This is a genomic window from Pseudomonas sp. YL2 (assembly GCF_023063025.1).
GTDB classification, from domain to species: domain Bacteria; phylum Pseudomonadota; class Gammaproteobacteria; order Pseudomonadales; family Pseudomonadaceae; genus Aquipseudomonas; species Aquipseudomonas putida_A.
In genome coordinates this window covers 451,057-475,204 of record NZ_JAJSLU010000001.1, presented here as the reverse complement: position 1 = coordinate 475,204, position 24,148 = coordinate 451,057, and the positions used below count along the sequence as shown (strand labels likewise).

The window sequence follows — 24,148 nt, the reverse complement described above, 5'->3', positions numbered from 1 at the left end:
CGGCGATTCTAACCTCTAAAAACCGCAGGACGACACACCAGTGGGCAATTGTCAGGAACTTTCATTCACGCTCAGGCTTCGGACTTTGTAAGGCCGACCGGACAATCAAGCACCGGCTCGGCGGTAATTTCCCGCAGACTCAGGAGCTTATCGATGGCTACTTCCCTCACTGGCAAACGCGTCGCCATTTTAGTAACAGACGGTTTCGAACAGGTCGAACTGACCGGGCCCAAGCAAGCACTGGAGCAGGCCGGCGCCCAGGTCGACATCCTTTCGGCCGAGGCCGGCAAGGTCAAAGGCTGGAACCACGACAAACCGGCGGATGACTTCAAGGTCGATCAGACCTTTCAAGGCGCCAGCAGCGAGCAGTACGACGCGATCGTCCTGCCGGGTGGCGTGCAGAACTCCGACACCATTCGCATCGATCAGGATGCCCAGCATCTGGTCAAGACCGGCGCCTCCGCCGGCAAACCGATTGCAGTGATCTGCCATGGCGGCTGGCTGCTGATTTCCGCCGGGCTGGTCAATGGCAAGACCATGACCAGTTTCAAGACACTCAAGGATGACCTGGTCAATGCCGGGGCCAACTGGGTCGACAAGGAAGTGGTCAAGGACGGTCATCTGATCAGCAGCCGTCAGCCGGATGATATTCCAGCGTTCAACAAAGAACTGATCGACGCGCTGTCGGCCTGACGCGCCTCTGTGGCGAGGGAGCTTGCTCCCGCTCGGCTGCGCAGCAGTCGCAAGCCCTGCCAACCGGTTCTTCCTGATGAATCGAGTGGGATGAATTGGGGCCGCTTCGCAGCCCGGCGGGAGCAAGCACCCTCGCCACATGTCCAGCGCTGAACCTGCACACGCATCAACACGGTATACTCCCGCTCTTTTTTCCGGAGCGACGTCATGTCCCTGCCTAGCCTGCGCCTCAAAGCCAACGCCGACCGTCGCCTGCGCAACGGCCACTTGTGGGTCTACAGCAACGAAATCGATGTGGCTGCCACGCCACTGCACGGCTTCAAGGCCGGCGATCAGGCAATCCTCGAAGCCGCTGGCGGCAAGCCGCTGGGCATCGTCGCCATGAGCCCGAACAACCTGATCTGCGCGCGTCTGCTGTCGCGTGACATCAAACTGGCACTGGACAAGTCGCTGCTGGTACACCGCCTGAACGTGGCCCTGTCGCTGCGCGAGCGCCTGTTCGACAAGCCGTTCTACCGCCTGGTCTACGGCGACTCCGACCTGCTGCCGGGTCTGGTGGTCGACCGTTTCGGCGACATCCTCGTGGTGCAGATCGCCTCGGCGACCATGGAAGCGCATAAAGATGACGTGATCGCTGCACTGACCCAAGTGCTCAAGCCAAGCGGCATCCTGTTCAAGAACGACTCCGCCGCCCGTGATGCCGAAGGCCTCAACCGTTACGTCGAAACCGTGTTCGGCCTGGTGCCGGAGTGGGTGGCCCTGGAAGAGAACGGCGTGAAATTCGAAGCGCCGGTCATCGGCGGCCAGAAAACCGGCTGGTTCTACGACCACCGCATGAACCGCGCCCGCCTCGCCCCCTACGCCAAAGGCAAACGCGTCCTCGACCTCTATAGCTACATCGGTGGCTGGGGCGTGCAGGCTGCGGCGTTCGGTGCCAGCGAAGTGTTCTGCGTCGACGCGTCGGGCTTCGCCCTCGACGGCGTCGAGCGTAACGCCGCGCTGAACGGCTTCGCCGACAAGATGACCTGCATCGAAGGCGACGTCTTCGAAGCGTTGAAGGAACTCAAGGCCAGCGAAGAACGTTTCGACGTGATCGTTGCCGACCCGCCAGCGTTCATCAAGCGCAAGAAAGACATGAAGAACGGTGAAGGCGCCTACCGTCGTCTGAACGAGCAAGCCATGCGCCTGCTGACCAAGGACGGCATTCTGGTCAGCGCTTCGTGCTCCATGCACCTGCCAGAGGACGATTTGCAAAACATCCTGCTGACCAGCGCCCGTCACCTGGACCGCAACATCCAGATGCTCGAGCGCGGCGGTCAGGGCCCGGACCACCCGGTACACCCGGCCATCGCCGAGACTCGCTACATCAAGAGCATCACCTGCCGCCTGCTGCCTAACAGCTGATCGGCCCATGAAACGGGGAGCCTGCGGGCTTCCCGTTGGCTTTACGGCGATGCAATGTCGTCGAATTTCTTCCTCTTTCCTACAACTAACTTCCTACATGCATGCAGGACATTTCCCTGCGCATTACATTTCAACATCTAATACTTACAAGTTTGCCCTTGCAGCACGCCCACTCCGACAAAATTAATAGAAATTTCCTACCCAAGTATCGCTTGCCAATAATTCATTACAACCTATTATTAAGTTGTCACCACGACGGTGACATTCACTCTCAATGAACAAGGAGTTCATACTTATGAAAGCAATTACTCTGGAAACCAACCAAATCGCAAACCTGGCCTTCCTGGTTGCGCCTAAAGCCCGCTAAGTGAGCCAGAACGCTGGGGAGTGCCGGCACCCCAGCGTTCTTCCGACCCGTTCCAGAGCGATGAACACAACATGCATATCAATCCCTATTTATTCATATTGCCGCGCACGCCCGGACAAATAGTCTGGAACTATAAAGACCACACCCAACATGAACTTGACCTGACTTACTCTTGTCGACTTGCACAACTTATCAACAACCCGGAACAGTTCGACAGACGCAACATCATAGACTCACAACTTCTGAACGCGGGCATATTAACCGTTGCAAAAATAGACACTCCGTCATGGGGCTGGGATGAATTGTCGAAGATTTATCATATTGGCACCCAGAACATTCCCTGCGAACAGATACCCCAGAATATTCACGAGTGGTCCAGGCAATACCTGAACCATTGCAGCGCCGTGCTGACCACACCGGCACCCGCGCAAGATCGCCCGATCCATCAAGACAAACCTCTGATCACCCTGCCCGCCTCTGCGGCCCTGACCGTTGCCAGCTTGGGCAATGTCCTGCGCCTGAGAAAAACCTGCCGCTCTTTCACTGGCGCAGCGATCACCCTCAATGACGTCGGTACACTGCTGTACCTCTCGCTGGGCTTTCTTCGCCATCGCGACAATGACCGCGACGAGAGCATCGCCGAAGGCCTCGGTGCCCGGCGCAGCAGCCCGTCGGGTGGAGGATTGAATGCCTGTGAAGGGTTTCTTCTGGCACGCAATATTGAGGGCCTCGAACCGGGTGTCTACGCCTATCACCCGGCAGAACACGCACTCAGCCGGGTCAATCCTTTGCCCGACCCCGCGCTGGGTCATTTGCTGGCGGGTCAGCACTTCATCAATAACCTGCCACTGGGCCTGTTCATCACCGCTCGTTTCGACAAGCTCTGGTGGAAGTATGAACACTCACGCGCCTATCGCATGGCGTTTGTCGAGGCGGGTCATCTGTCGCAAACCTTTCAACTGGTGGCCACAGCGCTGGGCCTGGGAACGTGGCTGACCGGGGCATTCGCCGACCGCCAGGTCGAAGCCCTGCTCAAACTCGAAGGCAGCGCTGAACAACCGTTGTTCTTTGTCGGCTGCGGCGCCAGCGACGGTCAGGCGATGTGTCAGGAAATGCGCGACCTGTTGCAGGAGACGCGCAAATGAGCGCATCAACCGTGGATCAGCCCGAAGCGCCAGAGTCCTGGGCGCTTCGATTCACCCTCGGCGACTGGAACAACCACGCTTCGGTACGCACCAGCCGGCACGACTACCAGTTGCCGGCAGACCTGCAGTTGCAACTGCAAACCCGCTTCTGGTTTCCGCCGGCATTCCTGCCGTATCTGTCCCACCCGGCAATCGAAGCCGCAGGCAGCAAGGTCATGCATCGGCTGGCTGCCAACCACCTGGTGCACTTTCTCGACTACACCACGCTGCTGGAACACCGCATCGTCAACCGCGCCGTGGAAACCATTGTCCACGGTGAGTTGCCCGCGCACATTCCGTCAAGGATGAAAACCGCCGCGCTGCAGCTCTATACCGACGAGGGTTATCACGCATTGTTCTCCCATCATCTGGCCGAACAGATCGCCGAACTGCATGGTTTCACCGGTCGTCCACAGATGCCGCTGCGCATCACCCGCCTGACCGGTCAGATCGCCCGAACGCCGGAGAGCAAACGCCCGCTGGCATGGTTTCTGCTGGGCTTCGTCTCCGAAACCATCATTGCCCGGGAGTTGCTGGATGTGTGTCGGGAAACGCTGGTCAGCAGCGTGAATGACATGCTGCGCGACCACCTCGCTGATGAAGCGCGCCACAGCCGTTTTTTTTCCGAGGTCTTTCACTACCTCTGGTTGACCCTGAACAGCCGCCAGCGCGCCTTCGCGGCCAGAACCTTGCTGGAGACCCTGGCGACCTTCTTCGAAGTCGACGAGCAATGGCTGCACCAAAGCCTGCGCCGCGCCGGCATTGGCGAAGGTGCGATCAAGGAAATCCTCGACAGCCTGACCAACGAACAGGCCAGCCGCCAGCGTGCCCGATCCGGAGCGACGGCTACGCTTGCTGCACTCGAAAAAGCCGGATTCTTCGCGCTACCCAACAACCGCAAACTTTTCGCCAAGACAGGACTGATCGATGCTTGAAGGAAGAACGGTGGTAACGACCCGACAACGACGCGGGGCGGTCAGCCTGCTTTTGGCCATGGTGCTGCTGGGGGTGTTTCCGCTGGACGTCCTGCTGCCGTCGTTCCCGGCGCTGGCCGAACACTTCGCCAGCACTCCGACCGACATCGCCCTGTCGATCAGCCTGTTCGCGGTGGGCATCGCCTTTGCCCAACTGCTGATCGGGCCGTTGTCCGACGTCATCGGGCGCAAGGGCTTGCTGCTCGCCGGCATGGCTGTCTCAATCCTCGGCGCTATCGGCTGCGTAATGACCAGCGACTACACATTGTTCATGACTTTTCGCATCGTGCAGGCCATCGGTTGTGGCTGTTTCGTCCTGTCACAGGCGCTGGTGCAGGATCTGTTCGAGGGCGCAGAGCGCGATCGCCTGCGGATCCTGATGGTGACCGCCACCGGGATCTTCATCTCCATATCACCGCTGGCCGGAACCTTTCTGCAGGCGACCCTGGGCTGGCGTGGCAGCTTCTGGCTGTTCATCGCACTGGCGGCGGTGGTGTTGCTCAAGGCCTGGCTGTTTCTGGACGGCGGTCGGCCAGTCGCCAAGGGCACACCGCTCAACTTTCTCAGCGCCTATCGACGGGTGCTGGGGGATTTCGAGTTCGTCGGCTACTGGCTGATTTCGGCTTTCGCGTTCGCCTGCCACTTCTCGTTCATCGTCATTTCGCCGTTGATCTTCATGGATCAGTTACAGCTCTCAGCCTATGACTTCTCACTGATCCTGCTGATCTACGGTGCGGCGTATGTGACCGGCGGGATTGCCGCCACGCTGTTGAGCCGGCGCATCAGCTCTGCGCAACAGATCGTGGCCGGGTTGGGCCTGATTCTGCTGGCAGGGCTGGTGATGCTATTACTGTCGCAGTACTTCGCACTCTCGCCCGTCACGGTATTGATCCCGATGCTGATCTGCACCGCCGGCACCACCATTGCACGCCCGGCCGCCACCTCACGCGCCATGGGCCTGTTCCCGGAGAACGCCGGTACTTCGGCCTCGGCCGGTAGCACGATCATCTTCATTTGCGGCGGGTTGATCAGTGCGCTGATCAGCCTGAGTCCAGGCAACCTGCAGGCCACTCTCGGCTACTGTTTTGTCCTGCTCAGTTGCATCGCGCTGGCGTTGAACAAGCGGATCAGCCATCGCGCCAGCATTATCGAGAACGGCGCGGTCACGCCCTTCGGCAGCGATTGAGCCTGCCAGTCGTCATGCCATACGCACCGTCGGCACTGGAACAACACTTTGCGCCATTCCCTCCAGACGCCAGCGGTGTAGAATCGGCTGATTCATCGCCATTCATCCCCCGGCGGGTTTATGAGCTCAGGCTGAGGCAAGCGGCGATCCCGCAAAGTCATCGGCAACATCCAGGACACACGGCCATTTCTGAGTGTTCCAGACGTCAATAGAAGCTCACTCCCTTTTGATACCTGATTAGCCGCCCGGAGTGCTCCATGCCAGATTACCGCTCGAAAACATCCACCCACGGCCGCAACATGGCCGGCGCCCGCGCACTGTGGCGCGCCACCGGGATGAAAGATGACGACTTCAAGAAGCCGATCATCGCCATTGCCAACTCCTTCACCCAGTTCGTGCCGGGCCACGTGCACCTCAAAGACCTCGGTCAACTGGTTGCCCGGGAAATCGAACGCGCCGGTGGCGTAGCGAAAGAATTCAACACCATCGCCGTGGATGACGGCATCGCCATGGGTCACGACGGCATGCTCTATTCGCTGCCGAGCCGCGAGATCATCGCCGACTCTGTCGAATACATGGTCAACGCCCACTGCGCCGACGCCATCGTCTGCATCTCCAACTGCGACAAGATCACCCCGGGCATGTTGATGGCTGCTTTGCGCCTGAACATTCCGGTGATCTTCGTTTCCGGCGGCCCGATGGAAGCTGGCAAGACCAAACTCGCTTCCCACGGCCTCGACCTCGTCGACGCCATGGTGATCGCCGCCGACTCCAGCGCTTCTGACGAGAAGGTTGCCGAGTACGAGCGCAGCGCCTGCCCGACCTGCGGTTCATGCTCCGGCATGTTCACCGCCAACTCGATGAACTGCCTGACTGAAGCCCTCGGTCTCGCACTGCCGGGCAACGGTTCGACCCTCGCCACCCACAGCGACCGCGAACAACTGTTCCTGCAGGCCGGCCGCACCATCGTCGACCTGTGCAAGCGCTACTACGGCGAAAACGACGAATCCGTGCTGCCGCGCAACATCGCCAACTTCAAGGCGTTCGAGAACGCGATGATGCTCGACATCGCCATGGGCGGTTCGACCAACACCATCCTGCACCTGCTGGCTGCCGCCCAGGAAGCCGAGATCGATTTCGACCTGCGCGACATCGACCGTCTCTCGCGCAGCGTGCCGCAACTGTGCAAGGTCGCGCCGAACATCCAGAAGTACCACATGGAAGACGTGCACCGCGCTGGCGGCATCTTCAGCATCCTCGGTTCCCTTGCCCGTGGCGGCCTGCTGCACACCGACCTGCCGACCGTGCACAGCCGCAGCATGGAAGAAGCCATCGCCAAGTGGGACATCACCCAGACGACCGACGAAGCCGTGCATCACTTCTTCAAGGCCGGCCCGGCGGGCATCCCGACCCAGACCGCGTTCAGCCAGTCGACCCGTTGGGAAACCCTCGACGACGACCGTGAAAACGGCTGCATCCGCAGCTTCGAGCACGCCTATTCGAAAGAAGGCGGCCTGGCCGTGCTGTACGGCAACATCGCCCTCGACGGCTGCGTGGTGAAAACCGCCGGCGTCGACGAGTCGATCCACGTCTTCGAAGGCAACGCGAAGATCTTCGAAAGCCAGGACAGCGCGGTGCGCGGCATCCTCGCCGACGAAGTGAAGGAAGGCGACATCGTCATCATTCGCTACGAAGGCCCGAAAGGTGGCCCGGGCATGCAGGAAATGCTCTACCCGACGTCCTACCTGAAGTCCAAAGGTCTGGGCAAAGCCTGTGCGTTGCTCACCGACGGTCGTTTCTCCGGCGGTACTTCCGGCCTGTCGATCGGCCACGCTTCGCCAGAGGCTGCGGCCGGTGGCGCGATCGGTCTGGTGCAGGACGGCGACAAAGTGCTGATCGACATCCCGAACCGCTCGATCAACCTGTTGGTCAGCGATGAAGAACTGGCTGCGCGCCGGGTCGAGCAGGACAAGAAAGGCTGGAAACCGGTCGAGCAGCGTCCACGCAAAGTGACCACCGCCCTGAAGGCCTACGCCCTGCTGGCGACCAGCGCCGACAAGGGTGCGGTGCGTAACAAGGCGATGCTCGACGGGTTGTAAGTCTTAGCTGTCGAACAAAAAATGCCCCGCCAAGTGCGGGGCATTTTTTTGCCTGATCCAAAAACAATGAAGATCAAAACTGTGGGAGCGGGCTTGCTCGCGAAAGCGGTCTACCGGTCAAAAAATCTCTCGCCTGACACTCCCTCTTCGCGAGCAAGCCCGCTCCCACAGGGGGCTGTCAGTGATTCTGGAATCTGAGTTCCAACAAGGATTGGGGGCTTACTGGATTTCTTCAGGCTTGACGATCACCCAGTTTTTGTCCGCCGTCACCGGCAATCCTTCCTTGGCCTGCGCCGCTGCGTGTTTGGCCATCATGCCGTTGAGCTGGGTCATGTATTTGTCCTTGCGGTTGACCCACAAGTGAATGCCGCCCTTGGCCACATCCACATCGTGGAACAGCATGTAACCGTCGCTGCTCGGGGTATCGCCGCCCACCAGTACCGGTTTTTTCCACTCATCAATGTAGGTCAGGATCGCCGCGTGTTTGCCGGCCATCCAGGTTGCCGGGGTCCACAGGTACGGGGTCAGTTCGAGGCCGAGGTTGGCCTTCTCGTCATACTTGCCGGCGGTGATCTGCTTGCGTGCAGTCGTCAGCTCGCCGGTTTCGCGGTTCTTCAGCAACGTGGTCACGCCGATCACATTCTGCGGTTTGACGTTGTAACCGTACTTCGGATCGGCCGCGACCATGCGCACCAGTTCTTCGGAGGCGGCGGTCATCACGTAAACCTCGATGCCGTTCTCCATCAGCTTGTTGTACAGCTCGGCCTGGCCGGTGAAGACTTTCGGCGGCTGCACATCGATGTTCTTCACTACATCGCCTTCGTAGTAAGTGGCCGGCACCGGTTTGCCCGACGCCATCAGCTCATCGACGTAGCCCTTGAGTTCCTTGAGAGTGAAGCCGGAGAACACCTGCGCTACCCACGGGTAGCAGACCATGTCGTCGACTTCGCACAGGCGATAGTAGTAACTGAACAGGCTTTCCTTATGGTCGGCGGTGTCCTTGAACGGCATCAGTTTCAGCGAAGGGTCGAGTTTGTCGCGGGTGATCAGGCCCTTGTTTTCCATGAACGGCAGCAACGACTCTTCAAGGTCGTATCGGTAGCTGGTGTTGTCCATGTCGAACACCGCGTAGTTACCCTTGTTGGCATTGGCGGCGATCATCGCGTCGAGTGCCTTGGCCTGATCCGCCGGCCAGTGCTTCAGGTCGGTGGCGAATGCGTGAGCGGCCAAGCCCAATCCAAGAACCACAGCGAGCATTTTCGGTGCGAACTTCATCGGCATTTTCTCCCTGACTGAAAGACATCGACGCTAACAAATAAGTGTGACAGTCCTCGTCTGTCAGCGACCGCTTACGTCTCCTCAACGCCAGTTGCATTGCCGAGAGCGACAAGCGCTTATTCCAAAAACGACGGATGACCTGCGATTTCGGTATTAATTCATTGGAAATCAAACTGTTAGGCTTGCCGGTTAGCAGTTGCCCAAGAATGCGACTGGCACAAGTCTTATCGGAGTCTTCATGAATCTGCCGCTGATCCTCAATCTGCTGGTGTTCCTCGCCCTGCTCTTCGGTCTGGCGCAAACCCGCCACACGACGTGGAGCCTGGCGAAAAAAGTCCTGCTCGCGCTGGTGCTGGGCGTAGCCTTCGGTGTTGCCCTTCACACCGTTTACGGTGCCGGCAACCCGGTACTGAAAGCCTCGATCGGTTGGTTCGATCTGGTCGGCAACGGCTACGTGCAGCTGCTGCAAATGATCGTGATCCCGCTGGTGTTCGCCTCGATCCTCAGCGCGGTGGCACGTCTGCACAACGCGTCGTCGCTGGGCAAGATCAGCTTCCTGACCATCGGCACGCTGCTGTTCACCACCGCGATTGCGGCGCTGATCGGTATCGGTCTGACCAACCTGTTCGGCCTCACCGCCGAAGGCCTGGTCGCCGGTACTCAGGAAATGGCCCGTCTGCAAACCATTCAGACCGACTACGCCGGCAAGGTCGCCGACCTGAATGTGCCGCAGCTGCTGCTGTCGTTCATTCCGCAGAACCCGTTCGCCGACCTGGCGCGAGCCAAGCCGACTTCGATCATCAGCGTGGTGATCTTCGCCGCGTTCCTGGGGGTTGCTGCGCTGCAACTGCTCAAGGATGATGCCGAGAAAGGTCAGAAAGTGATCAATGCCATCGACACCCTGCAAGCCTGGGTGATGCGTCTGGTGCGTCTGGTGATGAAGCTGACCCCGTACGGCGTGCTGGCGCTGATGACCAAAGTGGTCGCCGGTTCCAACCTGCAGGACATCATCAAGCTCGGCAGTTTCGTCGTGGTCTCGTACCTCGGCCTGGGCCTGATGTTCGTGGTGCACGGCCTGCTGGTGTCGGCCGCCGGGATCAATCCGCTGCGTTTCTTCCGCAAGATCTGGCCGGTGCTGACGTTCGCGTTCACCAGCCGCTCCAGCGCGGCGAGCATTCCGCTGAGCATCGAAGCGCAGACCCGTCGTCTGGGCATTCCGCAATCAATTGCCAGTTTCGCCGCCTCGTTCGGTGCGACCATCGGCCAGAACGGTTGCGCCGGTCTGTACCCGGCGATGTTGGCGGTGATGGTTGCGCCAACGGTCGGCATCAACCCGCTGGATCCGCTGTGGATCGCGACACTGGTGGCGATTGTCACTCTGAGCTCGGCCGGTGTGGCCGGTGTTGGCGGCGGCGCGACGTTCGCGGCACTGATCGTGCTGCCGGCGATGGGCTTGCCGGTGTCACTGGTGGCGCTGCTGATTTCGGTTGAGCCGCTGATCGACATGGGGCGTACGGCGTTGAACGTAAGTGGTTCGATCACCGCCGGTGCGATTACCAGCCAGGTGATGCAGCAGACCGATAAAGAACTGCTGGATGCGGATGAGCATGCGGAGCTTGCTCAGGCTTAAATTCTTCTTTGCCTGACCTGCCCTCTTCGCGAGCAAGCCCGCTCCCACATTGGATCTGTGATCGACACAAATCCAATGTGCGAGCGGGCTTGCTCGCGAAGCTCTTAAGCTTTTTCCCAGACCTCGAAGTTGTAAGCGGGCTTGTCGCCATCAGCCGGATTCGGCACGTTCGACACCAGTGTCCACTGATTCAGATCGAATTCCGGAAACCACGCATCGCCTTCCGGGCTCAGCGCCACTCGGGTCAGATACAGACGATCGGCCTGCGCCAGCCCTTGCGCATACAACTGCGCCCCGCCAATCAACATCAACTCATCGACGCCCTGCGCTTTCGCCCATTCCTCGGCGCGAATCACGGCGGCTTCCAGCGACGGATACACTTCCGCTCCCTCCAGCAGCAGATCCGGTTGACGGCTGACCACGATGTTCAAGCGGCCCGGCAGCGGACGGCCGAGGGAGTCCCAGGTCTTACGGCCCATGATGATCGGCTTGCCGAAGGTCGTGGCCTTGAAGTATTTGAAGTCCCCCGGCAGGTGCCAGGGCATGCTGTTGTCGACGCCGATCACGCGGTTTTCACCGAGGGCTGCGATCAGGCTGAGGGGGAGTGATTTAGTCATGCCGGCGAGGATACCAGAGCCTCGCTTGACCCGATAAGCGCCACAGCGGTTATGCTCACTGCTCAATCGAGCAACGGAATGGCGCGTGACTGAACTGACTCCACTGCAAAACCTCTGGTTGACGGAAACCATCCGCCTGCGCGAAGAACACGCAGGCCCCCTGGAAGATCTGGAAGCCAATCGTCTGGCCCGCGCGGCCGGCGGCGATCTGCCGGGCCGTATTCAGCGCCGCGCCGTGTGGCTGGCCGAGCGCGACGGGCTGAGCGCAGCACTCCAGCACTGGCTGCAAGGCGCGCGTCTGGCGCTGGTGCTGCTGGTGATTTTCGCGCTGCTGAGCGGCGCCGGTCTGGCCTTCGCCGCACTGAGCCAGACGCCGGTCAATGTGTTCTGGGCCCTGGGCAGCCTGCTCGGGCTGAACCTGATTCTGCTGCTGAGCTGGGCGCTGGGGCTGATCTTTGCCGGTGAACACGGCGCCACCCTCGGGCGCTTGTGGCTGTGGCTCAGCGAAAAACTCGCTCGCGATGCCAAAGCCGCGCAACTCGCGCCGGCCCTGCTGCTGATGCTGCAACGCAAAAAACTCAATCGCTGGGCGCTCGGCACATTGGTCAACGGTCTGTGGTTGCTGGCGATGCTCAGCGCCCTGCTGTTGCTGCTGACGCTGATGGCGACCCGGCGCTATGGTTTCGTCTGGGAAACCACCATTCTCAGCGCCGACACCTTTATCAACCTGACCCAAGCCCTCGGCGCGCTGCCGGCACTGCTCGGCTTCAACGTGCCGACCGTAGAGATGATCCGCGCCAGTGGCGGCGCAGCGCTGGATATCGAAAGCGCACGCCAGGCCTGGGCAACCTGGCTGGTCGGCGTGCTGGTGGTCTACGGCGTGCTGCCGCGCCTGCTGCTGGCGCTGTTGTGTTTCTGGCGCTGGAGTCGCGGCAAAGCCGCGCTGACGCTGGACCTGAACCTACCCGGTTACGCCCAGTTGCGTGAACGGCTGATGCCGACCAGCGAACGCCTCGGCATCAACGACGCCGCGCCTGCGCAGTTGCATCGGGTCGAAAGCAGCGTCAGCGAACACGCCAGCGACGGCGCTTTGCTGGTGGCCATCGAACTCGACGATCAGCGCCCGTGGCCACCGGCCCTGCCGAAAACCGTGAGCAACGCCGGCATCCTCGACAGCCGCGAATCACGGCACAAACTGCTCGAACAGCTCAGCCGTTTCCCTCCGGCGCGCCTGCTGATCGCCTGCGACCCGCGACGCTCGCCGGATCGCGGCAGCCTCGCGCTGATCGCCGAACTGGCGCGCAACGCCAACGCCACCCGGGTCTGGCTGCTGCAAGCACCGCCCGGCGAAGCGCTGGACAGTGCCCGTCTCGGCGACTGGCACGTTGCGCTGCAACAACTGGAGTTGCCGTTCGCCGATTGCGCGCCGATGAACTGGCTGGAGAGCGGTCATGACTGATGCCCGGAAAGCGCCGCTGAAACTCGCGGTGGTCGGCCACACCAACGTCGGCAAGACTTCGCTGCTGCGCACCCTGACCCGCGACGTCGGTTTCGGCGAAGTCTCGCACCGGCCGAGCACCACTCGACATGTCGAGGGTGCGCGGTTGTCGGTGGACGGCGAGCCGTTGCTCGATCTCTACGACACGCCGGGGCTGGAAGACGCCATCGCCTTGCTGGACTTCCTTGAGCGTCTGGAGCGCCCCGGCGAACGTCTCGACGGCCCGGCGCGACTGGCGCGGTTTCTCGACGGCAGCGAAGCACGTCAGCGTTTCGAACAGGAGGCGAAAGTCCTGCGACAGCTACTCGCGTCCGACGCCGGTCTTTATGTGATCGACGCCCGCGAACCGGTGCTGGCCAAATATCGTGACGAACTCGAAGTGCTCGCCAGTTGCGGCAAGCCGCTGTTGCCGGTGCTGAATTTCGTCAGCAGCGCCAACCATCGCGAGCCGGACTGGCGCGAAGCGTTGGCGCGGCTCGGCCTGCATGCGCTGGTGCGGTTCGACAGCGTTGCGCCGCCGGAAGATGGCGAGCGGCGCCTGTACGAAAGCCTTGCGCTGTTGCTGGAAAACGCCCGTCCGCAACTGGAGCGCTTGATCGCCGATCAACAGGCCCAGCGCCTCGCCCGCCAACAAAGTGCGGCGCGTTTGATCGCCGAATTGCTAATCGACTGCGCCGCGTGCCGACGCAACGTGGTCAGCGAGGCCGAGCAGGAGCAGCAAGCGATCAGCGAACTGCGCAAAGCCGTGCGCCAGCGTGAACAAAAATGCGTTGAGGCGTTGCTCAAGCTCTACGCGTTCCGCCCGCAGGATGCTGCGGCCAGTGATCTGCCGTTGCTCGATGGGCGTTGGGGCGATGATCTGTTCAACCCGGAAACCCTGAAGCAACTCGGCGTGCGGGTGGGCGGCGGGATTGCGGCCGGTGCCGCGGCGGGGGCTGGCGTGGATTTGCTGGTCGGCGGGATTACCCTCGGTGCGGCGGCATTGGCCGGGGCGATTGCCGGCGGCGCGCTGCAAACGGCGCGCAGTTATGGCAGCCGCTTGCTCGGCAAGATCAGGGGCCAGCGGGAGTTGACCGTGGATGACGGGGTGTTGCGGCTGCTGGCGTTGCGGCAGCGCCAACTGTTGCTGGCGCTGGATCAGCGCGGGCATGCGGCGATGGAGGCGGTCCAGGTCGCCACCCCGCAGGACAAGACCTGGCGTGAAGGCAAGTTGCCGGATGCGCTGAGCAAGGCGCGGGCGCATCCGCAGTGGTCTTCACTCAATCCGCATGCGAAGTTGAATCAGGCGGAGCGGCAGGAGCAGATTGAGTTTCTGGCTGCAGATTTGTAGCGCCTGATCTGGCCTCTTCGCGAGCAGGCTCGCTCCCACATTGGATCGTGGTCAGAACACAAAACCCTGTGGGAGCGAGCCTGCTCGCGAATGGCGCAATTCGGTGACATGGATTACGCAGCCAGCAGCCGCGCCGCTTTCTCCTTCAACACCTGAAGGTCAATCACCGGCACCGCCCTCTCCTTGGCCAGCTCGTCCCAATGGCGCATGCGCAAGCTGACGGCACACAACGGATCCCGCTCAAACACATCCGCCTCAGCCTCGCTCATCACCCCGCCCTGATATTCCAGCGTGCGGCGACTCGCTTCACTCAAGCGCTCGAAATACCCCGGCTCACGCAGCGTCAGATAACGTTTGGCCTGCACGTGATATTCCACCAGCCGGGCCATACGCTCACTAAAACCCGCCTCACGCAAGTAGTCCGCACCCAATCGCTCATGGCTGACCACGCCATAACCGCCCATGTTCTCGGCACCTTCGGTGCACAGGTGGCCGATGTCGTGGAAGAACGCAGCGAGCACCACTTCATCATCAAAGCCTTCAGCCATCGCCAACTGCGCTGCCTGAGACATGTGTTCGATCTGCGACACCGGCTCGCCGATGTAATCACTAGCACCAAAGCGTTCATACAGCGCAAACACCCGGTCAACGACTTGCGCATGCCCCGCCATCACATTTCCTCCAGCAATTGAGCCACGTTGCGCTCGGCCAGTGCCGGGCCGACGCTCATGCCGACGCCGGTGTGCATCAGCGCCACACTCACCCCCGGTGCCGGGCGCAGCAACGAAAACGGCCCCGGCCCACGGGCACCATAGACGCCCTGCCAGCGCTCGACCACTTGCACCTTGCAGCCCAGCGTTTGTTCGGCCAGCTCCAGCATCCAGTTGTCGACCTGCTCGGCGTTGAACGGCGACGGATCGCTGCCGTAATGGTGCGAGTCGCCGATGATCAGCTCGCCATACGGCGTCGGGCTGATCAGCAGGTGAATGCCGTTGTCGTGCAGATGCGGTTGTTCGCGCAGGATCTGCGCCTGCACCGCCGCCGCTTCTGGCAAATCGGCGAAGGCGCCGTAGTGCACGCAGCTCAAACCGGTGAGCAAGGCGTGTTGCAGATTCAGCTCGATCTGCGGTTTGGCGCGGAGCATTTGCAGGCGGCAGATCTGCGGATCGAGCGCGGCAATCGGTTCGGCCAGCAGGGTCTGATAATCGTGGCCGGAGCAGACGATGATTTGCTTTGCCGTGAAGCTGCCGGCGGTACTGTGCAGGTGCCCCGGTTCGACGTCGCGCACCAGCGTACTGAAGTGAAACTCGACGCCGAGGTCGCGGCGCAGATAGTCGATCAACGCCGGAATCGCTTCACGCGAGTACAGCTGTTGATCGTCCATGCCGTGCAGCGCCGCGCGGTGGTGGCTGAACTGACCGTGATACAGATCACGCAGGGCAGCGCCACGCAGCAAGGCGACGTTGTACCCGTGCTCCACGGCGCGGCCGTTGCAGAAAGCTTCGAGCAAGTGTTCTTCGGCTTCGCTGCGGGCGAACAGGTACGAGCCGTTACGCTTGATCTGCAGACCGGCGAGTTGCGCCCAGTCACCCCAGATCTCGCGGCTGGCCTTGGCCAGTTCAAGCATCGGCCCCGGTGGCTGACCGGTGACCAGCGCCTGACCAAAGTTGCGCACCGAAGCGCCGAGGGGCGTGGCAGTGCGTTCGAAAACGCTGACCTTGAGGCCGCGTTTGGCGGCGGCGTAGGCGTGGGACAGGCCGAGGATGCCGGCGCCGACGATCAGCAGGTCTTTGTGTTGAGTCATGGAGATTTTCCCTGAATGGGAGACCGCCTTCGCGAGCAAGCCCGCTACCACAGTTTGATTGCATTCCTTCCGGTGGAACTCGGTCGAATGTGGGAGCGGGCTTGCTCGCGAAGAGGCCCTGTCAGTCGATAAAGATCTTACTTGGCGACAACTTTCTCGGACTTGCCGTCATACCGCTTGCGCCATTCGGTGAGGATCTCGTCGCGGTTCTTCGAGGCCCAGGCAAAGTCGTTCTTGATCAGGCGCTGCTCGTAGTCGGCCGGCAGTTCGGTCTGTGGCTTGGCGATACCCGGCTGCGCAAGAACTGCAAAGTTCTCCTTGTACAGATCCATCGCACCGGCGCTGGCGGAGAAGTCCGCGAGTTTCTTCGCTGCCTCTTCATGCGGCGTGCCTTTGATCACGGCCGTCGCTTCGATCTCCCAGCCTAGGCCTTCTTTCGGCAGGATGATGTCCAGCGGCGCGCCCTGGCGTTTCAGCTGTACGGCCGGGTATTCGAAGGAAATGCCGATCGGGAATTCGCCCGCAGCAGCCAGTTTGCAAGGCTTGGAACCGGAGTGAACATACTGGCCGATGTTCTGGTGCAGACCGTCCATGTAGGCCCAGCCCTGCTTCTCGCCGAAGGTTTGCAGCCAGGCGCTGACGTCGAGGAAACCGGTACCGGACGACGCCGGGTTCGGCATGACGATCTTGCCCTTGTACTCAGGCTTGGTCAGATCCTGCCAGCTCACCGGTTTGCTCAAGCCCTGCTTCTCGGCTTCGACGGTGTTGAAGCAGATGGTCGCGGCCCACACGTCCATGCCGACCCAGGCTGGCGGGTTGGCAGAATCACGGTAGTTCGCGCCGATCTTGCCCAGATCCTTCGGTGCGTAGCTTTGCAGCATGCCCTGCTGATCGAGGATCGCCAGGCTCGAAGCGGCCAGGCCCCAGACCGCGTCAGCCTGTGGACGGGCCTTTTCGGCCAGCAGTTTGGCAGTGATGATCCCGGTGGAATCACGCACCCACTTGATCTCGACGTCCGGGTTGGCCTTTTCGAACGCGGCTTTGTAAGCGGTCAGTTGCTCGGCTTCGAGGGCGGTGTACACCGTCAACTCGGTTTTTGCCGCGAAGGCATTCAGGCTGAAAGTAGCGAGCACAGCAGCGGCCAGGGCCATAGGCTTGAACATGATCGTTTTCCTGTCGGTGAGTTGAGGCTGTAGGGATAAGTCGTCAATCAGTGACCGGGCGCGGTTTGCCGCCAGGCCTGGGAACGGCGCAGCAAGCCGCGCGAAGCCCACGCCAGCAGCAAGGACACGCCTGCCGAGGTGAACAGAATCAGGGTCGACATCGCCGCCGCGCCGCCGACGTTGCCGGCGTCATCCATGTTCAGCACCGCGACCGCCGCGAGGATGGTGTCGGGGCTGTAGAGGAAGATCGCCGCCGACACCGTGGTCATCGCCGAGACGAACAGGTAGCGCACGATGTCCAGCAGCGCCGGCAGGCAGATCGGCACGGTGACGCGCAGGTAGTGGCGGTACAGCGGCGCCTTGAGCGACAGCGCGGCGGACTCGAACTCGGCGTCGAGCTGGCGCAGCGCGGTGGTCGCGGTCATTTGTGCGGTGGTCAAATAGTGAGCAATGGTGCAGACGATCAGCAGGGTCATCGTGCCGTACAGCACGTGCAGCGGGTTGCCGCTGAGGTTGAAGAAGAAGACGTAACCCAGACCGAGCACCAGCCCCGGCACTGCCATCGGCACGAAACTGAGCATGCGCAACGTCAGGTTGAGGCCGCGTTGGCTGCGGGTTTTCTCCATCAGGTAAGCGCCAGTGAAGATCAGCACGCTGCCGATCAGCGCCGTGCCCAGCGCCATCTTCAAGCTGTTGCCGTAGGCCAGCCAGCCACCGCCGGCAGTCTCGTTGAACTGGTAGTGATTGAGCGACAGCGACAGGTTGTACGGCCAGAACTTCACCAGCGACGAAAACACTGCCATGCCGAACACCAACAGCAGCGCCGCGCTGATCAACAAAACAATCGCCAGATAGCAGCCATCACGTAATTTCGACGGCGCCGGTTTGAACACTTGCGCACGGCCACTCATGGAATCACCGTGACGCCGCCGCAACCAGGCATCGACGCCGAAGCTGAACAGCGCCGGCAGCAACAGCACCATGCCGATCAACGCCCCGCGTCCGAATTGTTGCTGGCCGACCACGGCTTTGTAGGCTTCCAGCGCCAGCACTTGATAGTCGCCACCGACCACCACCGGCACACCGAAATCGGTGATGGTCAGGGTGAACACCAAGCAGAACGCGGCGAACACTGCCTGCCGGGTCGCCGGCCAGGTGATGCTGCGAAAGGCTTTCGCCGGACTGGCGCCCATGCTCGACGCCGCATCGAACAGCCGCGCATCTGCCAGCGACAGCGCCGACAGCAGAATCATCAGCGCATGGGGAAAGGTGTAGATCACCTCACCCAGCACGATCCCCCAGAACCCGTAGATGTTGTCCGAGAGCAGTCCACGCAGCATGCCCTGATTGCCGAACAGATAGACCAATGCGATACCCGGCAGCATCGACGGCGCCATCAATGGCAGCAGGGAAATCCCGCGCCAGATGCCCTTGGCCGGAATCAGTGTGCGTTGCAGGGCGTAGGCAAACAGGTAGGCCAGCGGTACGACGATGGCCGCGACGCTGAGGGAAACCTTCAGGCTGTTGCCGAGCAGCCAGTGGAAATTCGTGCTGCTCACCAGCTCCTTGGCGGCGAGCCAGCCACCGCCCTGCCCGGCCTCGCTGCTGAAGCCGCGCCAGAAGATCGCCAGCAACGGCAGCAGCACAGCGACACCGAGTAGCAATAGCAGCAGGAGTTTGCCGCCGAGGACGAAGATCCGGTCACCGACCTCGGCCCCGGACACTCGCCGCGCCTGCTTGTGCGGTAGCGGCAGTGCGATGTTCGCGCTCATCAGGCAAACACCTGCAGGCTGCGCGGCGGCAAGGCGACCATGATCTGCTGGGCGCCAAGGCGTGGCATGGCTTCCGGCGCCAGTTCAGCAAGCAACGCGTGGCCCGGCAATTGGTCGAGTTCGAAGCTCATGCGGCAGCGATTACCGAGAAAGGTGATCTCACGGACTTTCGCCGGAAACAGGTTTTCTTCGTGCACCAACGGATTGACGCTGATTGCTTCCGGACGGCAGAACAGTCGGCCCGAGGCGCCGCTGACGCTACCATCGGCCAGACGCACATCCATCCCGCCAACCCGGGCGTGACTGGCGCTGCTGCGCTGGAACGGCAGCCAGTTGCCCTGCCCGACAAACTCGGCGACAAACGGCGTGGCCGGGCGGTTGTAGATTTCCTGCGGGGTGGCGTACTGCTCGACCCGGCCGTTGTTCATCACGGCGATGCGGTCGGCCATCAGCATGGCTTCGTCCTGATTGTGGGTGACCATCAGGGTGGTGATGCCGAGGTTGCGCTGCAGTTGGCGCAGCTCCGTGCACAGATGCTCGCGCACTCGTGCGTCCAGCGCCGACATCGGTTCATCGAGCAACAGCAGCGACGGCGCCGGGGCCAGGGCACGAGCCAGGGCAACCCGCTGTTGCTGGCCGCCGGACAACTGGCCCGGGTACTTTTTCTCACTGCCGGTGAGGCCGACCAGTTCCAGCATCTGCCCGACGCGACGGCGTACTTCGTCGCGACCACTGCCGGCGAGGCCGTAGGCAATGTTCGCTTCGACGGTCAGATTGGGGAACAGCGCGTAGGACTGGAACAGGATCCCGTAATCCCGGGCCTGCGGCGCGAGGTGCGAAACATCGCGGTCGCCGAGGTACAACTCGCCGCTGTCCTGCTTCTCCAGCCCGGCGATGCAGCGCAGCAGCGTGGTCTTGCCGCAACCCGACGGGCCGAGCAGGCACACCAGTTCACCGGCCGCGACATCGAGGGAGACGTCATCCAGTGCGGTGAACGCGCCGAAGCGCTTCTGCACGCCGCGCACTTTCATCGGCGCACCGGGGTTGGTCAGGGCAGTTGCGATTGCAGGATTCATGGACAGACCTCATCAAGCTGATGGGGCCAATCCTAGAGTTGTAATGCGTCCGTCATGTGGCAGTAGGGCAAAAACGGCCGATAGTGGTATTCGGGGATTTTGGTTCAGGTCATTCGGTGTCTGGACTGGCGCCATCGCGAGCAGGCTCACTCCTACAGGGGAACGCATTCGATTGTAGGAGTGAGCCTGCTCGCGATGAGGCCAGCAAGATAGATGGAGATCTCAGGCCGGAGACATCTCTTGGGCCAAGCCGAGGAAGGCCGCCGGCAACCGCGCGCCCTTCCTTTCTTTCAAGCAGTAAAGGTACTCGGGAATCTGCGGCGCATTCTCGATGGTCAGCACCCGCAATTGCGGATCGTGCGGCACTTCCTGACGAGCAATGATGCTGATGCCGATATTGCGCAGCACCGCCTCACGGATCGACTCGCGGCTGCCGATTTCCAGCAACGGGCCGAAACTGACCCCGGCGCTTTCCAGCAACTCCTCGGTCAAACGGCGGGTGGTCGAACCCGACTCGCGCATCAACAACGTATGCCCGGCCAGTGCACTCAACGCCACATGCTCCTGCGCCGCCAGCGGATGGTTGCGATGCACCGCCAGCACCAGCGGATCGCTGCCGAGCACCCGGCGAATCAACCGCGCATCCTCAAGCAACTGCGACGACGCCGCGACATCCACCCGGTAATCCTCCAGCGCTTCGAGCACCTGCTGCGAGTTGCCGATTTCCACCGACACTTCCACCTGCGGCAGGCGCTCGCGGAAGGTTTTCACCAGATCGAGGATGTAATACGGCGCGGTGGCAGCGATGCGCAGCGTGCCCTGCACCTGACCGCTGTTGCGCAGGAAGAACTCGATGTCCGCCTCCTGCTGCAGCAGCGCCTTGACCATCGGCAGCAACCGCGCGCCTTCATCGCTGACACTCAGGCGCCGACCGCCACGGTAGAACAACTCCACCGAATACTGGCTTTCCAGATTGCGGATCTGCGTGGTCACGGTGGGTTGGCTGAGGCCGAGCTTTTTCGCCGCCAGCGTGATGCTGCCCAGGCGGGCGACCATGTAAAACGCTTTCAGCTCGGCACTCAGCACAACCATCCCTCATCGTTTATTTGCGCAGCAGGCGCAAACCGTTGAACACCACCAGCAGGCTCACGCCCATGTCGGCGAACACCGCCATCCACATGGTGGCGAGTCCGGCGAAGGTTACCCCAAGAAAGATAGCCTTGATCACCAGGGCCAAGGCGATGTTCTGTTTCAGGATGCTCGCGGTGTCACGCGACAGGCTGATGAACGCGGGAATTTTGCGCAGATCGTCGTCCATCAGGGCGACGTCGGCGGTTTCAATCGCGGTGTCGGTGCCGGCGGCCGCCATGGCGAAACCAATCTCGGCGCGGGCCAGTGCAGGAGCGTCGTTGATGCCGTCGCCGACCATGCCCACCCGATGACCCTGTGCATAAAGCGCTTCGATGGCTTGCAGCTTGTCGGTTGGCAGCAAGTCGCCCTTGGCCTGATCGATGCCGACCTGCGCGGCAATCGCCTGCGCGGTGTGCACGTTGTCGCCGGTGAGCATCAAGGTTTTCACGCCCAGCGCGTGCAACTGGCGGATCGCTTCGCGGCTGGACTCCTTGACCGTGTCGGCCACGGCGAACAGCGCCAGCGGACCAGAACTGTCGAGCAGCAACACCACGGATTTGCCCTGTTTCTCCAGCGCAAACAGCTTCTCTTCCAGTTGCGGCGAGCACAGGCCCAGCTCCTCGACCAGACGATGGTTGCCCAAGTGATAGGTCTGGCCGTTGACCTGGCCCTTCACGCCACGACCGGCCAGCGCTTCGAAGTTATCCACAGCCAGCACGGCGAGGTTTTTATCCACAGCCGCATTGGCGATCGCCAGCGACACCGGGTGATCGGAGCGCCCGGCCAGTGCGGCGGCGATTGCCGGAGCGCTGGCGTCGGCGGTCGGGTCGAGCGACAGGTAATCGGTCTGCACCGGTTTGCCGTGGGTGATGGTGCCGGTCTTGTCCAGCGCCAGATAATCGAGCTTGAAACCGCCCTCCAGGTACACGCCGCCCTTGACCAGAATGCCCTTGCGCGCAGCCGCCGCGAGGCCGCTGACGATGGTCACCGGGGTGGAAATCACCAGTGCACAAGGGCAGGCAACCACCAGCAACACCAGCGCACGGTAGATCCAGTCAAACCATGCCGCACCCATAAACAGTGGCGGAATGATCGCCACCGCCAGCGCCAGCACGAACACCACCGGGGTGTAGATTTTCGAGAATTGATCGACGAAGCGCTGAGTCGGTGCCCGTGCGCCCTGAGCCTGTTCGACGGCGTGGATGATCCGCGCCAGGGTCGAGTTGTTCGCCGCCGCAGTCACCGAGTATTCCAGCGAACCGGCCTGGTTGATGGTGCCGGCGAAGACTTTGTCGCCCACGGTTTTCTCCACCGGCAGGCTTTCACCGGTGATCGGCGCCTGATCGATGGTCGAACTGCCGCTGACCACTTCACCGTCCAGCGCGATGCGCTCGCCGGGTTTTACCCGCACGCGGGCGCCGAGTTCGACGCTTTTAACCTCTTGTTCGATCCAGTTGCCGTCGGCTTGCTGCACCGTGGCCTGTTCCGGGGTCATCTGCATCAGGCCGCTGATGGCATTGCGCGCACGATCCAGCGAGCGCGCCTCGATCAGCTCGGCCACGGTGAACAGGAACATCACCATCGCCGCTTCCGGCCACTGCCCGATCAGCACCGCACCGGTCACCGCGATGCTCATCAGCGCGTTGATGTTGAGGTTGCGGTTCTTCAGGGCGATCCAGCCCTTTTTATAGGTGGTCAGGCCGCCGCTGAGGATCGACACCAACGCAATGATCGCCACCACCCAGGTCGGTGCAGCGTTGGTGAAGTGGATCACCTCGGCGGCGAGCGCACCGACGCCGGACAGCGCCAGGGGCCACCAGTGTTTTTTTACCGGCGCCGGGGCCGGGGCTTCGACGCCCGCCTCCAGCGGCTCGGCGTGCATGCCTAGCGAGGTGATCGCCTCGGTGATCGGCGCGGTGTCCGGCAGATTGTGGGTCACGCCGAGCACGCGGTTGATCAGGTTGAATTCCAGCTGCTGCACGCCAGCGAGTTTGCCGAGTTTGTTCTGGATCAGCGTCTGCTCGGTCGGGCAGTCCATCGCTTCGATGCGGAAACTGCTCAGGCGGGCGTCAGCGCTGGTCTTTTCACTCAGTTGCACCAACGCAGGCGCGGCGACTGTCGACGAGCAGCAAGAATCTTCGTGCGAATGAACCGGTGCCGGTGCTGCGGCTTTCGACCCGCAGCAGGAATCGCCGCCATGTTCGTGCTTATGCACAGGCTGCAATTTATGGCTGTGGCTATGATCGTGCCCGTCGCCGGGCTTGTGGGTGTGCTGGGAATCGCTCATTGGTCGCGTCCATGAAGGTGCCTGTTGCCAAGTAAAGACCCTGTAGCCACTATAGGGTCAAGCACCCTTTTGGAGATTGCCGTCATGAAGATCGGAGAACTGGCGAAACTCACGGACTGCGCCGTGGAAACCATCCGCTATTACGAGCGCGAAAACCTGCTGCCGGAGCCGGCGCGCAGCGACGGTAACTACCGCGTTTACACCCAGGCGCATGCCGAACGCCTGACCTTCATCCGCAACTGCCGCACCCTCGACATGACCCTCGAAGAAATCCGCAGCCTGCTGGCGATGCGTGACAGCCCGCAGGATCAGTGTGAAAGCGTCAATACGCTGATCGACGAGCACATCCAGCATGTGAAAGCGCGGATTGACGGGTTGCTGGCGTTGCAGACACAACTGCTCGACCTGCGCCAACGCTGTGGCGAAGGGCCGGGGGCGGATCAGTGCGGGATTTTGCAGCGGCTGGAGGTGAGTGGCGGGGTTGTGGCGACGGAAGTCGAACACTCCCACGTAGGCCGTAGCCACGGCCACTGAGCCTTACACAGAACCCAATGTGGGAGCGGGCTTGCTCGCGAAGGCGGAGTGGCAGTCGACATCATCGTTAACTGATACACCGCTTTCGCGAGCAAGCCCGCTCCCACAGGGTATTACGTGA

Annotated in this window: 19 protein-coding genes; 10 read left to right on the top strand and 9 right to left on the bottom strand. The window is 61.7% G+C overall.

The window, feature by feature from the left end:
* The first annotated feature begins 153 nt into the window (after positions 1-153).
* The 6 genes from LVD08_RS02155 to ilvD all read left to right on the top strand — a co-directional run bounded on the left by LVD08_RS02155 (position 154) and on the right by ilvD (position 7,907).
* On the top strand, positions 154-693 hold the full coding sequence (locus LVD08_RS02155) for a type 1 glutamine amidotransferase domain-containing protein (RefSeq protein ID WP_027610555.1): 540 nt from the start codon (positions 154-156) through the stop codon (positions 691-693).
* Positions 694-900: 207 nt separating this feature from the next.
* Positions 901-2,097: a class I SAM-dependent rRNA methyltransferase gene (locus LVD08_RS02150; RefSeq protein WP_047596614.1), complete on the top strand. Its 1,197-nt coding sequence runs from the start codon at positions 901-903 to the stop codon at positions 2,095-2,097.
* Positions 2,098-2,535: 438 nt separating this feature from the next.
* Positions 2,536-3,609, top strand: coding sequence for a SagB family peptide dehydrogenase (locus LVD08_RS02145; protein WP_247267279.1), 1,074 nt, complete (start codon positions 2,536-2,538; stop codon positions 3,607-3,609).
* Positions 3,606-4,583: a diiron oxygenase gene (locus tag LVD08_RS02140; protein WP_247267278.1), complete on the top strand. Its 978-nt coding sequence runs from the start codon at positions 3,606-3,608 to the stop codon at positions 4,581-4,583. Before LVD08_RS02145 ends, LVD08_RS02140 begins: the two co-directional genes overlap by 4 nt.
* The gene (locus LVD08_RS02135) at positions 4,576-5,808 is read left to right on the top strand and encodes an MFS transporter (protein ID WP_247267277.1); all 1,233 of its coding nucleotides are present in this window, start codon (positions 4,576-4,578) and stop codon (positions 5,806-5,808) included. The genes LVD08_RS02140 and LVD08_RS02135 overlap by 8 nt, the downstream gene beginning before the upstream one ends.
* A gap of 257 nt (positions 5,809-6,065) precedes the next feature.
* Entirely contained in the window at positions 6,066-7,907 is a 1,842-nt protein-coding gene (gene ilvD / locus LVD08_RS02130; RefSeq protein ID WP_247267276.1) for a dihydroxy-acid dehydratase, read from the top strand.
* 219 nt (positions 7,908-8,126) lie between these two features.
* Here ilvD and LVD08_RS02125 read toward each other — a convergent pair whose 3' ends face one another.
* Positions 8,127-9,182 (bottom strand): phosphorylcholine phosphatase, encoded by a 1,056-nt coding sequence (locus LVD08_RS02125; protein ID WP_097088939.1) that lies wholly within the window; start codon positions 9,180-9,182, stop codon positions 8,127-8,129.
* Between the two features lie 241 nt (positions 9,183-9,423).
* On the opposite strand from LVD08_RS02125, the gene LVD08_RS02120 reads away from it, so the two are divergent.
* Positions 9,424-10,815, top strand: coding sequence for an L-cystine transporter (locus LVD08_RS02120; RefSeq protein ID WP_247267275.1), 1,392 nt, complete (start codon positions 9,424-9,426; stop codon positions 10,813-10,815).
* 104 nt (positions 10,816-10,919) lie between these two features.
* On the opposite strand, the gene LVD08_RS02115 is transcribed toward LVD08_RS02120, so the two are convergent.
* Positions 10,920-11,432 (bottom strand): dihydrofolate reductase, encoded by a 513-nt coding sequence (locus LVD08_RS02115; RefSeq protein ID WP_247267274.1) that lies wholly within the window; start codon positions 11,430-11,432, stop codon positions 10,920-10,922.
* A gap of 85 nt (positions 11,433-11,517) precedes the next feature.
* Here LVD08_RS02115 and LVD08_RS02110 point away from each other — a divergent pair, with 85 nt between their 5' ends.
* Positions 11,518-12,891, top strand: coding sequence for a DUF2868 domain-containing protein (locus LVD08_RS02110; protein ID WP_247267273.1), 1,374 nt, complete (start codon positions 11,518-11,520; stop codon positions 12,889-12,891).
* Positions 12,884-14,260, top strand: coding sequence for a GTPase/DUF3482 domain-containing protein (locus LVD08_RS02105; protein ID WP_247267272.1), 1,377 nt, complete (start codon positions 12,884-12,886; stop codon positions 14,258-14,260). The genes LVD08_RS02110 and LVD08_RS02105 overlap by 8 nt, the downstream gene beginning before the upstream one ends.
* A gap of 113 nt (positions 14,261-14,373) precedes the next feature.
* Here the strand turns inward: LVD08_RS02105 and LVD08_RS02100 are convergent, their stop codons facing one another.
* The 7 genes from LVD08_RS02100 to LVD08_RS02070 form a co-directional block, all read right to left on the bottom strand.
* Complete coding sequence (locus LVD08_RS02100) at positions 14,374-14,931, bottom strand: phosphonate degradation HD-domain oxygenase (RefSeq protein WP_247267271.1); 558 nt, start codon at positions 14,929-14,931, stop codon at positions 14,374-14,376.
* A complete protein-coding gene (locus tag LVD08_RS02095; RefSeq protein ID WP_247267270.1) occupies positions 14,931-16,064 on the bottom strand; it encodes a TIGR03364 family FAD-dependent oxidoreductase in 1,134 nt (377 codons plus the stop codon). The genes LVD08_RS02100 and LVD08_RS02095 overlap by 1 nt, the downstream gene beginning before the upstream one ends.
* A 137-nt stretch (positions 16,065-16,201) precedes the next feature.
* Positions 16,202-17,227, bottom strand: coding sequence for a putative 2-aminoethylphosphonate ABC transporter substrate-binding protein (locus LVD08_RS02090; RefSeq protein ID WP_247267269.1), 1,026 nt, complete (start codon positions 17,225-17,227; stop codon positions 16,202-16,204).
* 47 nt (positions 17,228-17,274) lie between these two features.
* Positions 17,275-18,999: a putative 2-aminoethylphosphonate ABC transporter permease subunit gene (locus tag LVD08_RS02085; RefSeq protein WP_247267268.1), complete on the bottom strand. Its 1,725-nt coding sequence runs from the start codon at positions 18,997-18,999 to the stop codon at positions 17,275-17,277.
* Positions 18,999-20,075 (bottom strand): putative 2-aminoethylphosphonate ABC transporter ATP-binding protein, encoded by a 1,077-nt coding sequence (locus LVD08_RS02080; RefSeq protein WP_247267267.1) that lies wholly within the window; start codon positions 20,073-20,075, stop codon positions 18,999-19,001. The genes LVD08_RS02085 and LVD08_RS02080 overlap by 1 nt, the downstream gene beginning before the upstream one ends.
* A gap of 222 nt (positions 20,076-20,297) precedes the next feature.
* Positions 20,298-21,161, bottom strand: coding sequence for a LysR family transcriptional regulator (locus tag LVD08_RS02075; protein ID WP_041072184.1), 864 nt, complete (start codon positions 21,159-21,161; stop codon positions 20,298-20,300).
* Positions 21,162-21,177: 16 nt separating this feature from the next.
* On the bottom strand, positions 21,178-23,493 hold the full coding sequence (locus LVD08_RS02070; RefSeq protein ID WP_247267266.1) for a heavy metal translocating P-type ATPase: 2,316 nt from the start codon (positions 23,491-23,493) through the stop codon (positions 21,178-21,180).
* 84 nt (positions 23,494-23,577) lie between these two features.
* Between LVD08_RS02070 and cadR the strand changes: the two genes are divergently transcribed.
* On the top strand, positions 23,578-24,027 hold the full coding sequence (gene cadR, locus LVD08_RS02065; RefSeq protein ID WP_008088440.1) for a Cd(II)/Pb(II)-responsive transcriptional regulator: 450 nt from the start codon (positions 23,578-23,580) through the stop codon (positions 24,025-24,027).
* The last annotated feature ends 121 nt before the right edge of the window (positions 24,028-24,148 follow it).

Coding starts and splice junctions, on each gene's coding strand:
- LVD08_RS02155 (WP_027610555.1), top strand. CDS start 154: ATGGCTACTTCCCTCACTGGCAAACGCGTCGCCATTTTAGTAACAGAC.
- LVD08_RS02150 (WP_047596614.1), top strand. CDS start 901: ATGTCCCTGCCTAGCCTGCGCCTCAAAGCCAACGCCGACCGTCGCCTG.
- LVD08_RS02145 (WP_247267279.1), top strand. CDS start 2,536: ATGCATATCAATCCCTATTTATTCATATTGCCGCGCACGCCCGGACAA.
- LVD08_RS02140 (WP_247267278.1), top strand. CDS start 3,606: ATGAGCGCATCAACCGTGGATCAGCCCGAAGCGCCAGAGTCCTGGGCG.
- LVD08_RS02135 (WP_247267277.1), top strand. CDS start 4,576: ATGCTTGAAGGAAGAACGGTGGTAACGACCCGACAACGACGCGGGGCG.
- ilvD (WP_247267276.1), top strand. CDS start 6,066: ATGCCAGATTACCGCTCGAAAACATCCACCCACGGCCGCAACATGGCC.
- LVD08_RS02125 (WP_097088939.1), bottom strand. CDS start 9,182: ATGAAGTTCGCACCGAAAATGCTCGCTGTGGTTCTTGGATTGGGCTTG.
- LVD08_RS02120 (WP_247267275.1), top strand. CDS start 9,424: ATGAATCTGCCGCTGATCCTCAATCTGCTGGTGTTCCTCGCCCTGCTC.
- LVD08_RS02115 (WP_247267274.1), bottom strand. CDS start 11,432: ATGACTAAATCACTCCCCCTCAGCCTGATCGCAGCCCTCGGTGAAAAC.
- LVD08_RS02105 (WP_247267272.1), top strand. CDS start 12,884: ATGACTGATGCCCGGAAAGCGCCGCTGAAACTCGCGGTGGTCGGCCAC.
- LVD08_RS02100 (WP_247267271.1), bottom strand. CDS start 14,931: ATGGCGGGGCATGCGCAAGTCGTTGACCGGGTGTTTGCGCTGTATGAA.
- LVD08_RS02095 (WP_247267270.1), bottom strand. CDS start 16,064: ATGACTCAACACAAAGACCTGCTGATCGTCGGCGCCGGCATCCTCGGC.
- LVD08_RS02090 (WP_247267269.1), bottom strand. CDS start 17,227: ATGTTCAAGCCTATGGCCCTGGCCGCTGCTGTGCTCGCTACTTTCAGC.
- LVD08_RS02085 (WP_247267268.1), bottom strand. CDS start 18,999: ATGAGCGCGAACATCGCACTGCCGCTACCGCACAAGCAGGCGCGGCGA.
- LVD08_RS02080 (WP_247267267.1), bottom strand. CDS start 20,075: ATGAATCCTGCAATCGCAACTGCCCTGACCAACCCCGGTGCGCCGATG.
- LVD08_RS02070 (WP_247267266.1), bottom strand. CDS start 23,493: ATGAGCGATTCCCAGCACACCCACAAGCCCGGCGACGGGCACGATCAT.
- cadR (WP_008088440.1), top strand. CDS start 23,578: ATGAAGATCGGAGAACTGGCGAAACTCACGGACTGCGCCGTGGAAACC.